Origin of the sequence: Klebsiella sp. BIGb0399 (assembly GCF_003752615.1) — a bacterium.
GTDB lineage: Bacteria > Pseudomonadota > Gammaproteobacteria > Enterobacterales > Enterobacteriaceae > Klebsiella > Klebsiella lignicola.
Window position 1 is genome coordinate 169925 of record NZ_RKHT01000008.1, and the last position, 14629, is coordinate 184553.

The 14629-nt window shown below is 57.6% G+C and carries 14 protein-coding genes; 3 read left to right on the forward strand and 11 right to left on the reverse strand.

Annotated elements, in window-relative coordinates; genetic code table 11:
- Positions 1–77: 77 nt before the first annotated feature.
- Both tpiA and EDF82_RS19110 read right to left on the reverse strand, forming a co-directional pair.
- A complete protein-coding gene (tpiA, locus tag EDF82_RS19105; protein WP_123757092.1) occupies positions 78–845 on the reverse strand; it encodes a triose-phosphate isomerase in 768 nt (255 codons plus the stop codon).
- A gap of 109 nt (positions 846–954) precedes the next feature.
- The gene (locus tag EDF82_RS19110; protein WP_123757093.1) at positions 955–1554 is read right to left on the reverse strand and encodes a DUF1454 family protein; all 600 of its coding nucleotides are present in this window, start codon (positions 1552–1554) and stop codon (positions 955–957) included.
- A 112-nt stretch (positions 1555–1666) separates the two neighbouring features.
- Here EDF82_RS19110 and EDF82_RS19115 point away from each other — a divergent pair, with 112 nt between their 5' ends.
- A complete protein-coding gene (locus EDF82_RS19115; protein ID WP_123757094.1) occupies positions 1667–2095 on the forward strand; it encodes a DUF805 domain-containing protein in 429 nt (142 codons plus the stop codon).
- On the opposite strand, the gene fpr is transcribed toward EDF82_RS19115, so the two are convergent.
- The 7 genes from fpr to gmk all read right to left on the reverse strand — a co-directional run bounded on the left by fpr (position 2096) and on the right by gmk (position 10037).
- Positions 2096–2842, reverse strand: coding sequence for a ferredoxin--NADP(+) reductase (fpr, locus tag EDF82_RS19120; RefSeq protein WP_123757095.1), 747 nt, complete (start codon positions 2840–2842; stop codon positions 2096–2098).
- A gap of 153 nt (positions 2843–2995) precedes the next feature.
- Positions 2996–4006 carry a class II fructose-bisphosphatase gene (glpX, locus tag EDF82_RS19125; RefSeq protein WP_123757378.1) on the reverse strand — a complete coding sequence of 337 codons (1011 nt, stop codon included), beginning with the start codon at positions 4004–4006 and terminating at the stop codon, positions 2996–2998.
- Between the two features lie 68 nt (positions 4007–4074).
- Positions 4075–6156 carry an ATP-dependent DNA helicase RecG gene (gene recG / locus EDF82_RS19130; RefSeq protein ID WP_123757096.1) on the reverse strand — a complete coding sequence of 694 codons (2082 nt, stop codon included), beginning with the start codon at positions 6154–6156 and terminating at the stop codon, positions 4075–4077.
- A 1-nt stretch (position 6157) separates the two neighbouring features.
- Positions 6158–6931, reverse strand: a complete 774-nt coding sequence (trmH, locus tag EDF82_RS19135) for a tRNA (guanosine(18)-2'-O)-methyltransferase TrmH (RefSeq protein ID WP_370453891.1) — start codon at positions 6929–6931, stop codon at positions 6158–6160.
- A 10-nt stretch (positions 6932–6941) separates the two neighbouring features.
- Entirely contained in the window at positions 6942–9065 is a 2124-nt protein-coding gene (gene spoT, locus EDF82_RS19140) for a bifunctional GTP diphosphokinase/guanosine-3',5'-bis pyrophosphate 3'-pyrophosphohydrolase (protein WP_123757097.1), read from the reverse strand.
- An 18-nt stretch (positions 9066–9083) separates the two neighbouring features.
- Complete coding sequence (gene rpoZ, locus EDF82_RS19145) at positions 9084–9359, reverse strand: DNA-directed RNA polymerase subunit omega (protein ID WP_004868966.1); 276 nt, start codon at positions 9357–9359, stop codon at positions 9084–9086.
- A gap of 54 nt (positions 9360–9413) precedes the next feature.
- Complete coding sequence (gene gmk / locus EDF82_RS19150) at positions 9414–10037, reverse strand: guanylate kinase (protein WP_123757098.1); 624 nt, start codon at positions 10035–10037, stop codon at positions 9414–9416.
- 257 nt (positions 10038–10294) lie between these two features.
- On the opposite strand from gmk, the gene ligB reads away from it, so the two are divergent.
- Positions 10295–11971: an NAD-dependent DNA ligase LigB gene (gene ligB / locus EDF82_RS19155; RefSeq protein WP_123757099.1), complete on the forward strand. Its 1677-nt coding sequence runs from the start codon at positions 10295–10297 to the stop codon at positions 11969–11971.
- 5 nt (positions 11972–11976) lie between these two features.
- Here the strand turns inward: ligB and EDF82_RS19160 are convergent, their stop codons facing one another.
- Together EDF82_RS19160 and EDF82_RS19165 are read right to left on the reverse strand one after the other, a co-directional pair.
- The gene (locus EDF82_RS19160; RefSeq protein WP_123757100.1) at positions 11977–12594 is read right to left on the reverse strand and encodes a trimeric intracellular cation channel family protein; all 618 of its coding nucleotides are present in this window, start codon (positions 12592–12594) and stop codon (positions 11977–11979) included.
- Positions 12595–12801: 207 nt separating this feature from the next.
- Positions 12802–13665, reverse strand: coding sequence for a YicC/YloC family endoribonuclease (locus EDF82_RS19165; protein WP_123757101.1), 864 nt, complete (start codon positions 13663–13665; stop codon positions 12802–12804).
- Between the two features lie 240 nt (positions 13666–13905).
- Between EDF82_RS19165 and rph the strand changes: the two genes are divergently transcribed.
- A complete protein-coding gene (gene rph / locus EDF82_RS19170; RefSeq protein WP_004868954.1) occupies positions 13906–14622 on the forward strand; it encodes a ribonuclease PH in 717 nt (238 codons plus the stop codon).
- Positions 14623–14629 lie beyond the last annotated feature (7 nt).

Here is a 14629-nt window from a genome sequence, read left to right on the forward strand (position 1 = left end):
TGCAGCGCACCTGTCCGGGCTAGCAGGAGATAACCCCGGTTGCGAAGCGCGACCGGGGAAAGATCGGCTAAAACGAATTACGCGTTTTTCGCTGCTTCTGCTGCTTTAACGATCACCGCGAAAGCGTCTGCTTTCAGGGATGCACCGCCAACCAGCGCGCCGTCGATATCCGGCTGAGTGAACAGCTCTGCGGCGTTGGATGCGTTAACAGAGCCGCCGTACTGGATGATGACCTGCTCAGCCACTTTTGCGTCAGCTTTAGCAATGTGATCACGGATGAATTTGTGCACGGCCTGAGCCTGAGCCGGGGTCGCGGATTTGCCGGTACCGATAGCCCATACTGGTTCGTAAGCGATAACCACGCCTTCGAAGGCAGCTGCGCCCTGAGTGGTCAGAACGGCGTCGATCTGGCGTGCGCACACTTCTTCAGTTTTGCCCGCTTCGTTTTCCGCTTCGGTTTCACCAATGCACAGTACCGGGATCAGACCCTGCTCTTTCAGCACGGCGAATTTCCTGGCGATGAACTCGTCAGATTCTTTGTGGTAAGTACGACGCTCAGAGTGACCAATGATGATGTATTCAGCACCGACATCTTTCAGCATTTGAGCGGAGGTTTCACCGGTGAATGCGCCGGACTGGTTCAGGTCTACGTTCTGCGCGCCCAGGTGAATGTGGCTACCTTCTGCCGCGTGCTTAGCCAGGTCGATGTACATTTCTGGCGGAGCAATCGCAACGGCACAGCCAGAAACGCCAGCCAGTTCGGTACGCAGGTTCGCGATCAGTTCGTTTACCATGTGGCGGCTGCCGTTCAGTTTCCAGTTACCCATCACTAAAGGATGTCGCATTTTAATTCTCCACGCTACTTAAGCGAATTAAGGAATATAGCCGCCCGGAAGGGCAGCATGGTCTGTCAAACAGTATAGAGATTCATCGCTGGAAAGGCTTTGCTTTTTGTCATTTATTATTGCTCTCAAGCGATTCAGATAGCGCCAGCTTAATCGGTTCAACAGCGAAGGTCAGCCCCTTTTCGCCGTGGTCTGCCACCACATAGCGTATCGCGCCTTCCGTTTCGGAGAAGTAGCGTTTGCCTTTGCCAGCGGCGAGAATTTTCTGCAATTTTTGCTGGCTCTGCGCCAGGCTTATGGTGGGGACAAAGGCGCATAATACGGCGCTCATATAGAGCTGCGCTTTGGCTTTGGCTGCTTTCTGCTCCGGCCCCTGAATAGGCAGCCAGGTGATCTGCATCGATTTTATTTTCAGCGTCCCGCGCTCCAGTGCCGCCGAGGCATAGAGATTCTCATTAATTTTAGTCGCCGCTCGCGTCAGGTTTTCCCGGTCGCGGTTAGAGGCGATGGCGCGAAACTCATTCAGCGGGAGCTTTGGATTGTCGGTGTTGAATTTTTCCCGAAACTCGCTGATGGACATATCAAACGTGGGGGCGCCCGCCAGCAGATAGGGGGCTGTGGCGGAAGATTCTGGCTGTGCGGACAATGCCTTCTGGCCGACAGATAACGCTGTCAGCCCTATAAAACACAATGTCGTCCACATCTTCATGTCAGTCTTTCCTTTTTTTATCTGCTGACGATTAAAACGGGAACCGTCGCGCTTGTCAAAAAGTGGCGGCTTCAGGGTAAACTACGCGAATGATGATGGTAAGGAATAAAACATGACCCTACAGCAGTGGATGTTCTCAATAAAAGGGCGTATCGGACGCCGTGATTTCTGGATCTGGATGGGGATCTGGGTTCTGACGATGTGCGTGCTGTTTACCCTGGCCGGTACTAATTTGCTCAATTTGCAGACCGCGGCGTTCATGCTGGTTTGCCTGCTGTGGCCGACGGCGGCGGTGACCATTAAGCGACTGCATGACCGGGGCAAATCGGGGCTGTGGGCGTTGCTGATGGTGCTGGCGTGGATGCTGCTGGCCGGCAACTGGGCGATGCTGCCCGGCGTCTGGCAATGGGGCGTAGGGCGGTTTATCCCGACCTTAATTATCGTCATGATGCTCATCGACCTGGGCGCGTTTGTGGGCACCCAGGGCGAGAATAAATTTGGCAAAGAGACGCTGGATGTGCGCTGGAAAGCGGCGTCCTGATTACCAGTAATGCTCGGCAGTCATGTGGCCCGGACGGCGACGCAGATGTTTGGTCATCTCGCGGGTCTCTTTCAGCAACTGCTGAGTATCGCGCACCATCTGCGGATTACCGCACAGCATCACGTGGCTGGTGTCCGCCGTCATCGGCAGGCCAACGGCCTCTTCGAGCGCGCCGGTTTCGATCAGGAAGGGCAGTCGCCCGGTCAGGGAACCCGGCGCGGCCTCGCGGCTTACGACGGTTTGAATCCGCAATTTTCCGCCGTAGCGTTGTGCTAATTCGCGCATCAACGGCAGGTAGCTGAGGTCGGCTTCATAGCGGGCGGCGTGGACCAGCACCAGGTTTTTAAAGCGCTCGAGGTCTTTGCCTTCCTGCAGAATGGACAGATAGGGACCGATAGCGGTGCCCGTAGCCAGCATCCACAGGGTGTCGCAATCCGGCACCTCTTCGAGGACAAAAAAGCCCGCGGCTTCGCTGACGATCAACACCTCATCGCCCGGCTTCAGGGCCGCCAGGCGGGGGCTGAGTTTGCCCTCCGGTACGGTAACCAGGTAAAACTCAAGGTCGGGATTGCCCGGCGCATTCACGTAGGAGTAGGCGCGCTGTACGCGCTCGCCGTCGATCTCCAGCCCGAGCTTGGCAAACTGCCCGGCGGTGAACGGTTGAACCGGCGCGTGGAGGTACAAGCTGAACAACGTATCGGTCCAGAACGTCACTTTTGTTACTTTGCCGCTAACCCAGTCCGCCATCTTCTTCTCCCGTTGCGCGAAGCGTTGCCTTATCTTCGTTGCACATGGCAAAGATTTCCAGCCCGACAGAGTAGAAAAGCTCTATTGATCAAATATTCCCGTGATGGAACAGGCGAGCCGGTGGGGAACCTGCTCGCCGTTTTTCACCCAGGCTTACAGGATGTGCAGCTGGATGTCCGGATCTTTACGGTCGAGATAATGAATGGACTGGATGCGGCGAATAGTGCGGGATTTACCGCGGATCAGCAGCGTTTCGGTGGTGGCCATATTCCCTTTGCGGGTGATGCCGTCCAGCAGATCGCCTTTGGTGATGCCGGTGGCGGAGAACACCACGTTATCGCTGCGGGCCATTTCGTCCAGGCGCAACACTTTGCCCGCTTCGATGCCCATCGCTTTGCAGCGCGCCAGCTCGTTTTCGCCGATGCGGCGGTTCTCTTCGGTATCCCCTTTAACGACATGGCGTGCCAGCAGACGGCCCTGCATGTCGCCATCCAGCGCGCGGATAACCGCCGCCGATACCACCCCTTCTGGCGCGCCGCCGATGCCATACAGCACGTCGACTTCGCTGTCCGGCATGCAGGTCAGAATCGATGCTGCGACGTCGCCATCCGGAATCGCGAAGACCCGGACGCCGGCCTGCTGCAGCTCGGCAATGACCGCATCGTGGCGTGGTTTGGCCAGAATGGTCACGGTCAGCTCACCCAGCGGTTTCTGCAGCGCTGCGGCGATATTGTGCAGGTTTTCGACCAGCGGCAGATTGAGGTCGATGGCCCCTTTGGCCCCGGGACCGACAATCAGTTTTTCCATGTACATGTCCGGCGCGTTGAGGAAGCAGCCTTTATCGCCGACCGCCATCACCGCCAGGGCGTTTGCCTGGCCCATCGCCGTCATGCGGGTTCCTTCAATCGGGTCTACGGCAATGTCCACTGCGTCGCCGTTGCCGGTGCCGACCTTCTCGCCGATAAACAGCATCGGCGCTTCATCAATTTCACCCTCGCCAATCACGATGGTGCCGTCGATATTGATCAGATTGAGCATAATGCGCATGGCGTTGACCGCAGCGCCATCGGCGGTGTTTTTATCGCCACGACCCAACCATTTATAGCCTGCCAGGGCGGCAGCTTCGGTGACACGCGAAAATTCGATGGCCAGTTCTCGTTTCATAATCCACTCGTTGTGAAGATACATTGAGCCAGGCGTCACGGCCCGACCCTGCGGGCGCAGACGGGACGTCAGGCGTTGGAATAGCGTTCGGTTTCCGGCATCCAGCGCTCGATAAGCGCCTGGGCCTGCTGGGCATAACGTTCATGAATGTGGCGGGCGATGCGCTGAACGTCGGGGATCATGGCCTGATCGCGCAGCAGATCGGCGACTTTAAATTCGGCGCTCCCCGTTTGCCGGGTACCGAGCAGTTCGCCTGGACCGCGAATTTCCAGGTCTTTTTGGGCAATGACGAAACCGTCGTTGCTGTCGCGCAGCACCTGCAGCCGTTTTTGCGCCGTTTTCGACAGCGGCGATTTATAGAGTAGCACGCAGTGAGAGGCGACCGCGCCGCGGCCGACGCGCCCTCTGAGCTGGTGCAGCTGCGCCAGCCCCAGACGCTCTGGGTTTTCGATGATCATCAGGCTGGCGTTGGGGACATCCACCCCGACTTCGATAACCGTGGTGGCGATCAGCAGATGCAGCTCGCCCACTTTAAAGGCCTGCATGACCGCCTGTTTGTCGGCGGGCTTCATGCGGCCGTGCACCAGGCCAATATTCAGCTCCGGCAGCGCCAGTTTCAGCTCTTCCCAGGTGGCTTCTGCCGCCTGCGCTTCCAGCAGGTCGGACTCTTCAATCAACGTACAGACCCAGTAGGCCTGACGACCTTCCTGAGTGCAGGCGTTGCGTACCCGGTCAATAATATCGTGGCGGCGGGTATCGGGAATGGCGACCGTGGTGACCGGCGTTCGGCCCGGAGGCAGTTCGTCAATAACCGAGGTATCGAGATCGGCATAGGCGGTCATCGCCAGGGTGCGCGGAATCGGCGTGGCGGTCATGATCAGCTGATGGGGATGGAAGCCCTGCTGCTGGCCTTTTTCCCACAGCGCCAGCCGCTGGTGAACACCAAAACGGTGCTGCTCATCGATAATCACCAGCGCCAGACCGTTGAACTGCACCTGCTCCTGAAAAATGGCATGGGTGCCGACGATCATCTGTACCTGACCGCTGGCGATCGCTTCCTGCTGAGCCTGTCGCGCTTTCCCTTTCTGTTTACCCGCCAGCCAGCCCACTTCAATGCCCAGCGGGGCAAACCACTGTCGGAAGTTGGTGGCGTGCTGTTCCGCCAGCAGTTCGGTCGGCGCCATCAGCGCCACCTGCTTGCCATGGGCGATGGCCCGCAGCGCCGCAAGGGCGGCAACCAGCGTCTTGCCGGAGCCAACGTCGCCCTGTACCAGACGCATCATCGGCACGTCGAGCGCCATATCGCGCTCGATCTCCGCGCTAACCCGCGCCTGCGCGCCGGTTGGTTTAAAGGGCAGGGCGGCAAGCAGCTGATGTTTTAAGGTGTCGTTGGCGCTCAACGGCAGGGCGTGAAAACGCTGTGCGCCGGCGCGCAGCGCCAGCATGCTCAGGTTATGTGCCAGCAGCTCTTCCAGAATTAAGCGTTGCTGTGCCGGGTGCTTACCGCTTTCCAGATCGCTCAGTTGTAACGATGGTGGTGGCCGGTGCAGGGTGCGCAGCGCCTCCGGCAGGCTCATCATCCCCTGCGCCAGTTCGGGCGGCAGTAGCTCGGCGATAGCGCAGGTTTCCAGCAGTTCCAGCGCCTGATCGGTCAGCTTACGCAGCGTGGCCTGCTTGATGCCTTCGGTGGTTGGGTAGACTGGCGTCAGAGTTTCCTGAAGTTCAGGGGTGCTCATGTCGCCCTGTACGCGATATTCCGGGTGGATCATCTCCGCCCCGTATTTGCCGCGTTTGGCTTCGCCGTAGGCCAGCACGCGCCGACCGGTCGCCAGGCTATTTTTCATGGCGGCGTTGAAGTTGAAGAAGCGCATGGTGAGGATGCCGGAACCGTCGCTGATCTGACAGGTCATCATCCGGCGACCGCCGAAGGTGATGTTGCTGCTGAGGACTTCGCCCTCGACGGTGGCATACACCCCGGGCAGCAGTTCGCCAATCTGATAAAGATGGGTGCGGTCTTCATAGCGTAATGGCAGGTGCAGCAGGAGATCCTGCACCGTATGCAGGCCGATTTTTGCCAGTTTGCTGCTTTGTGCTGCCCCTACGCCGGTAAGCGAGTTGAGCGGCACTGCATCTAACAGGCGGCCTGCCATGTTACTCGTCATCCATCAGGTTGTGCTTTTGCTGGTCTGCTCCAGGGGTAGGGCGCGGAATACGGCGACTTCTTTGCGATTCGACCGTGCCGACAGCCTGCATGGTGGCCCACCATTGCGCATCGGCTTCGACTTCGCCTTGCGCGTTCACGTGCGGGTAAGGCAGCCCCTTTTGTCTGGCGACTCTGGCCAGAACCGGATAACCCCCTTCAAACAGCAGGCGCTGCTGCTCTTCTTCCGGCAGCATGCTGTTCTCGCGTTTATACATGCCCGCATTTTGCCGCTGGCGTTGCGCTTCGTAGAGGATCAGGGCAGAGGCAACGGAGACGTTGAGCGATTGCACCATGCCCGTCATCGGGATGATGATATCCTGGTCAGCCAGCGCTAAGGCTTCCTGAGTGATGCCGGTTTTTTCCTGGCCCATCAGGATGCAGGTGGGGCGGGTGTAGTCGATCTCGCGAAAATCGACGGCTTTATCTGAGAGATGCGTCGCAAGGATTTGCATGCCCTGGCTCTTTAAATGGCCGACGGCATCGCCGATACTGCGGTGGGTTTTGACCTGTACCCAGCTGTTGCTGCCGGCGGCGGCAGAGACCATGGTATGCATACGACTGCTGGGCCAGACAGCGTGTACTTCATGAACACCAACGGCATCTGCGGTACGCACCACCGCCGACACGTTATGAGGTTTATGGACCTGCTCCATGCAGACCGTCAGGTCGGGCTGACGCCTGGCGAGCATCTCACAAATACGTGCATAACGTTGAATATTCATAAAACGAGTTCTAGTTGCGGTTACGGGTGACTTTTATCACATCCGGCATGACGCGAATTTTGCGCATGATATTCGCCAGATGCACGCGGTCGCGCGCCGTGAGGCGGATAAAGGCGCTGTACACGCGGCCATCTTTTTCTTCCGTATTCAGGCTCTGAATATTGGAGGAGGCGGTGTTAATCGCCGCGGTGAGATTCGCCAGTGCACCCTGGTGGTTAAACATATCCACCTTAATTTCGGTAATAAACTCCTGCGCGGTCTCTTTATCCCACTCGACGGCCATAAACTTCTCGGGCTCTTTCTGGTAGCCACGAATGTTACGGCAGGACTCATGGTGGATGACCAGGCCTTTGCCAGGGCTGACGTGGGCGATAATCGGGTCGCCAGGAATCGGACGGCAGCACTTCGCAAAGGTAATCAGAACCCCGTCGGCGCCTTTAATCGGCAGATGACCGTGGCCTGAAGCGTTTCCTTGTGCCGGCGCGCTGACGGTGGTTTCGCCCTGTTGCAGGTTTTTCGCCACCACCACGCTCATGGCGTTGCCGAGACCGATTTCTGCCAGCAGGTCGTCAAGACTCGCCAGCTTCATACGCTCGAGTTCGCGCTGGATGCTCTCCGGCGGAATTTCGGCCAGTTTACGGCTGCCGCCCAGCGCATGGTTGAGCAGACGACGACCCAGGCTGACGGAGTCATCGCGCTTGAGGTTTTTCAGCAACTGGCGAATTTTGGCGCGCGCTTTCGAGCTGACGACAAAGTTCAGCCACGCGGCATTCGGACGTGCGCCCGGCGCAGTGATGATTTCCACCGTCTGGCCGCTGGAGAGCGACTGTGACAGCGGATACGGCTGGCGGTCGACGCGCGCGCCAACGCAGGCATGACCGATATCGGTATGCACTGCATAGGCGAAGTCCACCGGCGTGGCGCCAGCGGGCAGTTCGACAATGCGTCCTTCCGGGGTGAAAACGTAAATCTCATCCGGGAACAGATCGGATTTGACGCTCTCGATAAATTCAAACGAGCTACCGGCACTTTGCTGCAGTTCCAGCAGGCTCTGCATCCAGCGCTGCGCGCGGATTTGCGCGGTGGTGCTGCTTTCGCCACCGTGCTCTTTATAAGCCCAGTGTGCCGCGACCCCCATTTCTGCCATCTGGTCCATGTCTTCGGTACGAATTTGTACCTCAACCGGCACGCCGTGCGGGCCGATCATCGAGGTATGCAAAGATTGATAGCCGTTCGCTTTCGGAATGGCGATGTAATCTTTCATACGACCAGGACGGGGCTTGTAAAGGCTGTGCATCTGGCCAAGCACGCGGTAACAGGTATCGGCATCATGCACGATCACGCGGAAGGCGTAGATGTCCATGATCGAGTGAAAACGCTGCTCTTTCAGCACCATTTTGCAGTAGATGGAGTACAGATGCTTTTCGCGACCGCTGACGCGACAGGGGATTCCCGCTTCCTGTAGACGCCCTTCAATTTCGGAGAGGATTTTTTGAATCATCTCTTTACGGTTGCCGCGCGCCGCTTTGACGACTTCTTTGATTACGCGATAACGGTTGGGGTACAGCGCTTCAAAGCCCAGCTCTTCGAGCTCGGTTTTGATGTGATGGATACCTAAACGGTGAGCCAGCGGGCTGTAGATCTCCAGCGTTTCACGGGCAATGCGGCGGCGTTTGTCCGGGCGAAGCGAGCCCAGCGTACGCATATTGTGGGTGCGGTCGGCGAGTTTGATGAGGATGACGCGGATATCCTGCACCATCGCCATAATCATTTTGCGGAAGTTTTCGGCCTGCGCCTCTTTCTTATCGCGGAACTTGAGCTTATCAAGTTTCGATACCCCCTCTACCAGCTCGGCAACGCTTTTGCCAAAGAGCTGCTCCATGTCCTGGTAGGTGGCAGGGGTATCTTCAATCACGTCATGCAGCAGCGCAGCCATCAGCGTTTCGTGGTCGAGTTTCATCTCGGCCAGAATACAGGCTACCGCCACCGGGTGCGTGATGTAGGGTTCACCGCTTGAACGTGTCTGGCCCTCGTGAGCGTCACGTGCAACGAGATAGGCCTGCCGAAGACGCTTGATTTGCTCTTCCGGCAGGTAGTGTTGAATCAGCTGATTCAGGCTTTCAAACAGATACAAGGGCGACCCACTGCGTGATTAACGACGACCTTCAGCAATAGCGGTAACAGCTTGTAATTCAGCGGCTTCCTGCTCTTGCTGTTCCTGACGATCGCGGACGTCGAGGATCTGGTTGTTGATCAGACCTTCTTCGATTTCGCGCAGCGCGATAACGGTAGTTTTATCGTTTTCTTCCGGAACCAGCGGATCTTTTCCGCCTACCTGCATCTGACGAGCGCGACGCGCGGCGACCAGTACCAGGTCAAAACGGTTACCAATTTTCTCTACAGCGTCCTGAACAGTTACGCGTGCCATACTTAAAATGCTCCACAGATGAAGAAATGACTGGGCATGATACTGAATGTGGGTTCAGTCTGCCAACAGTTTGGTGATTAAAGCGCCATGTCGCTGCTTTTGGCGGCTCATGCGCAGACGTTCGGCGCGAATAATGTTTTTCAGATCGCTCAAGGCGGTATCAAAATCATCATTCACAATAAGGTAATCATATTCCGCGTAATGGCTCATTTCTGCAACAGCCTGCGCCATACGTTTTGCGATCACCTCTTCGCTGTCCTGGCCGCGGCCACGCAGGCGGCGGTCAAGCTCATCTTTTGACGGCGGCAGAATGAAAATGCTGCGCGCGCCCGGCATTTTTTGACGGATTTGCTGAGCACCCTGCCAGTCGATATCGAGGAACACGTCGACGCCGGTTGCCAGTACCTGCTCGATGGTTTCGCGCGAGGTGCCGTAATAGTTGCCAAATACTTCTGCGTGCTCAAGAAATGCATCTCTGGCAATCATCGCTCTGAAATCGTCGTGATTAACAAAGAAATAGTGTTCACCGTGCACTTCACCCGGACGCGCCGCGCGCGTGGTATGTGAAACAGAAACCTGGGTGTCGTACAGCGGTTGGGTTTTCAATAAAGCCTGAATCAGGCTGGATTTACCCGCGCCACTTGGGGCGGAAACAATATAAAGCGTGCCTTGAGCCATGAGAGTCTTTTGTATGTGATGATCGAAAGAGAAACTACATACGAGCCTATTATACACGGCGCTGCACTGTGACGCAGTCCCTGTCACACATTTTGCTTCTGTTTCTTTCATTTTGCCTGCCGTTTCCCTGATTTCGCTGCGTCTTGCAGCGCTGAAGGACAAAGTCAGGAAGCCCGATCGCAACCTGAAAAATCGCCCATCGCCTGGAAAATACCTTCTCCGACACAATGACCGCGAGCAAAACAGGAGGCGGGATCATGCAGAAAGGGATCTGGGCAATCGGCCTGTGGCTGGTGATGGAATACGGGCAGGCGGCGTGTCCCGAGTGGCCGCAGGCGCAGGCCGAGCAGGAAATCGCTCGCCTGAATCAGCAGGTCACAGACTGGAACAATGCTTACTGGCGGGAAGGGCGCAGCGACGTCAGCGACGACGTCTACGATCAGCTGCTGGCGCGATTGCAGCAGTGGCAGCGCTGCGCGTCGATTGCCTCTCCCCGTGACGATGACCCGCCGCCGGCAACCGGAGCGGCCAGCCATCCGGTTGCGCATACCGGCGTGCGTAAACTGGCGGATAAGGCCGACGTTGCCCGGTGGATGCGCGGTAAAACGGATCTCTGGGTACAGCCGAAGGTCGATGGTGTGGCCGTGACGCTGGTGTACCGCGACGGGCGACTGGTTCAGGCCATCAGCCGCGGAAACGGGCGCAGCGGCGAGGCGTGGACGGACAAAGTGCGGCAGATCCCGGCGATTCCCGCGATCACGCAAGGCGAACTGGCGAACAGCGTGCTGCAGGGCGAGATTTTCCTGCAGCATACCGGGCATGTGCAGAAGCAGATGGGGGGCATGAACGCCCGGGCGAAAGTCGCCGGGATGATGATGCGCCGGGAATCCCCCGGCCAGCTGGCGGGCCTGGGTCTTTTTATCTGGGCGTGGCCAGATGGTCCCCAGGACATGCGTCAGCGCCTGAAGCTGCTGGAAGAAGGCGGATTTCACCATAGCGCCCGTTTTTCGCAGCCGGTAACCACCGTGCGGCAGGTGGAACAGTGGCGCGGGCGTTGGCTAACCTCAGCGCTGCCATTTGCTACCGATGGCGTGGTTGTGCGCCGTGGGCAGGAGCCCGCCGGGCGATACTGGTCACCAGGGCAGGGAGAGTGGGTAGTCGCATGGAAATATCCGCCGATGTCGCGGCTGATGGAGGTCCGCGACATCCAGTTTCGCATCGGGCGCAGCGGCAACATTGCCGTGGTGGCCCGGCTGGAACCGGAGCGCCTGGATGACAAGCTGGTTCAGCGGGTGAGTGTCGGGTCGCTGTCTCGCTGGAAGCGTCTGGATATTGGCCGCGGCGACCAGTTGCAGATCAGCCTGGCAGGCCAGGGTATTCCGCGTATCGACCGCGTGGTATGGCGGGTAAGCCCGCGGGATAAACCGCAGCCGCCGGCGGAACGTTATACGCCACTGAGCTGTTATTTCCTGGCGCCTGGCTGCAGTGAACAGTTTCTCTCCCGGCTGGTCTGGCTGTCGTCAAAACCGATACTGAATCTTGATGGTGTCGGGGAGTCGGTATGGCGGACCATTCAGCTTACCCACCCGCTGGAGCATCTTTTCTCCTGGCTGACATTAACCCCCCAGCAGCTGGCGCGGATTCCAGGGATCTCTGCGGCACGGGGACAGCGGTTATGGCATCAGTTTAATCTGGCTCGCGAGCAGCCGTTTCTGCGCTGGATACAGGCAATGGGGATACCGATTCCTCAGGTGGCGCTGGCCGGTCTGGCGGGGGAGAGCTGGCAGCAGCTCCAGGCGCGCAATGAAGCGCAGTGGCAGCGCCTGCCTGGGGTGGGCGCAGAGCGCGCCCGACAGCTGGTCATTTTTCTTCAGCACCCGGAGGTTGCCGCGCTGGCGTACTGGCTCGGCAGGCAAGGTATTCCGGGGTTTTGACGCGATCAGTGAGCGCTATGGTTGTAGTTGAAGACGGGCAGTCCCAGCTTCCAACGTAGCGCCAGCATGCGGGCGGTAAAGCCAAACAACAGGGTGGAGATAACCACCACATCGTGGCTGCTGACGTAGTGTTGCAGGGCGATATAGAGGATAGCAGCGGCAAATGAGATGCCGGCATACAGTTCTTTCTGGAACACCAGTGGGATGCGTTTGCAGAACATATCCCGCAATACGCCGCCGAATACCCCGGTGACCACTGCCGCGATGGAGGCGATGACCGGCCCTTCTCCCATATCCAGCGCAATCTGTGCACCGATGATGGAGAAGACGATCAGGCCCAGGGCGTCGAGGACCAGAAACAAACGGCGTAAATGGGGCATCACCGGCGCGGCAATGGTGGTGAGTACCGCGGCAACGGCAACAATAATGACGTATTCCGGGTTCTTGACCCATCCGAGCGGGTAGTGTCCCAGCAGGATATCCCGGACTGAACCACCGCCCAGTGCGGTTGCGGTCGCAATGATAATGACGCCGAAGGTATCCATCCGGCGGCGCCCGGCCGCCAGAGCACCGGTCATCGCTTCGGCGGTGATACCAATTAAATAAAGAATATGAAGCAGCATAGATCCCCCACAGTGATGCCGGGAAGGTTAGCGATTTGTGCGCAAGATCACGATTGAGATTTTCTAAGGCGAAGCGTTTTCCCCAGGAAAAACTAATGTATGAGGTTGGATATGGCGAGTCATTCAGGGATGATTGTGGGTCGATGGCGAAAAAACAGATAAGAAAAAATAATGCTGGCTCACTATGCAGAGAGCCAGCAAAAGCGATTACTCGATATTCTGAATCTGCTCGCGCATTTGCTCGATCAGCACTTTCAGTTCGATGGCGGATTTGGTCACTTCCGCATTGATGGATTTTGACGCCAGGGTATTCGACTCGCGGTTAAACTCCTGCATCATAAAGTCGAGACGACGGCCAACGGCCTCTTTCTTCTTCAGGATGTTCCAGGTTTCTTTAACGTGCGCTTCCAGACGGTCCAGTTCTTCGGCCACATCGATACGCTGTGCCATCAGAACCAGCTCTTGTTCGAGGCGGTTATTTTCCAGCTGTACTTCTGCATCTTCCAGTTTCGAGACCAGGCGGTCACGCTGCCACTGCAAGATTTCCGGCATATGGGCGCGGACTTTTGTCACCTCGGCGGTCACGCCGTCGAGACGCTGCTCGATCAGGGTTTTCAGCGCCTGGCCTTCGCTCTCGCGGGCGACGATAAAATCATCCAGCGCACCGTCCAGGGCGGACAAAATTTCAGCGGTAATCGCGTCGAGGTCCTGCTCACGGGCTGCCATCACCCCAGGCCAGCGCAGAATATCCACCGGGTCAATTTCGCCTTCGTCGCTCTGCATTTTGACCCAGTTGGCGGCATTGACCAGCTGTTTAGCGAGGTTTTCGTTCAGAATCAGCTCGCCCTGAGCGCTGGGATCCTGTTCAAAGCGTAAGGTACATTCTACTTTGCCACGGGTCAGGCGCGAACGAATGCGCTCACGTACAACGGGCTCCAGGCTACGGAACTGCTCCGGCAGGCGGAAATAGGTTTCCAGGTATCGTTGGTTTACCGAGCGCAGTTCCCACGCGGCGCTGCCCCAGTCACCCTTGATTTCTCGCCGGGCATAGGCGGTCATACTGCGGATCATAGACGTTCCTGTTTTTAAAGGAGAGTGAGGTGGATTATAGCTTTCAGGGGCCTGTCAGGATAGGAATAAGCGAGCATTATCGCTATATACACGTTATCCTTCTGACAGCCTCGTGCCTGGCGGCACCGCAATGCCGGAAACACATTTTATCTATGTTGTCAGGTGCTTCTCGCCTCGATGCATACTGCATGAATTTGTGTATAATGCGCGCCACATTCGTTTCAAGCCGGAGATAACATTATGCGTCCAGCAGGTCGTAGCGCTAATCAGGTGCGTCCCGTCACCCTGACCCGTAACTATACAATACACGCAGAAGGCTCCGTGCTGGTCGAATTTGGTGACACCAAAGTGTTGTGCACCGCGTCGATCGACGAAGGTGTGCCACGTTTCCTGAAAGGTCAGGGACAAGGATGGATCACCGCAGAATACGGCATGCTGCCGCGCGCAACCCATACCCGTAACGCGCGTGAAGCGGCGAAAGGTAAGCAGGGCGGCCGCACGATGGAAATCCAGCGTCTGATTGCACGTGCACTGCGCGCAGCAGTAGACCTGAAAGCACTCGGCGAATTCACCATTACCCTCGACTGCGATGTTCTGCAGGCGGACGGCGGCACCCGTACCGCATCCATTACCGGTGCCTGCGTGGCGCTGGCCGATGCGCTGAATAAGCTGGTTGCTGCCGGCAAGCTGAAAAGCAACCCGATGAAAGGGATGGTGGCGGCGGTTTCCGTCGGTATCGTCAACGGCGAAGCGCTGTGCGATCTGGAGTATGTCGAAGATTCGGCAGCGGAAACTGATATGAACGTGGTGATGACCGAAGACGGTCGCATCATTGAGGTGCAGGGCACGGCAGAAGGCGAGCCGTTTACCCACGAAGAGCTACTCACCCTGTTGGCGTTGGCCCGAGGGGGAATCGAATCCATTGTGGCGACGCAGAAAGCGGCGTTAGAAAACTAGTTTTTAA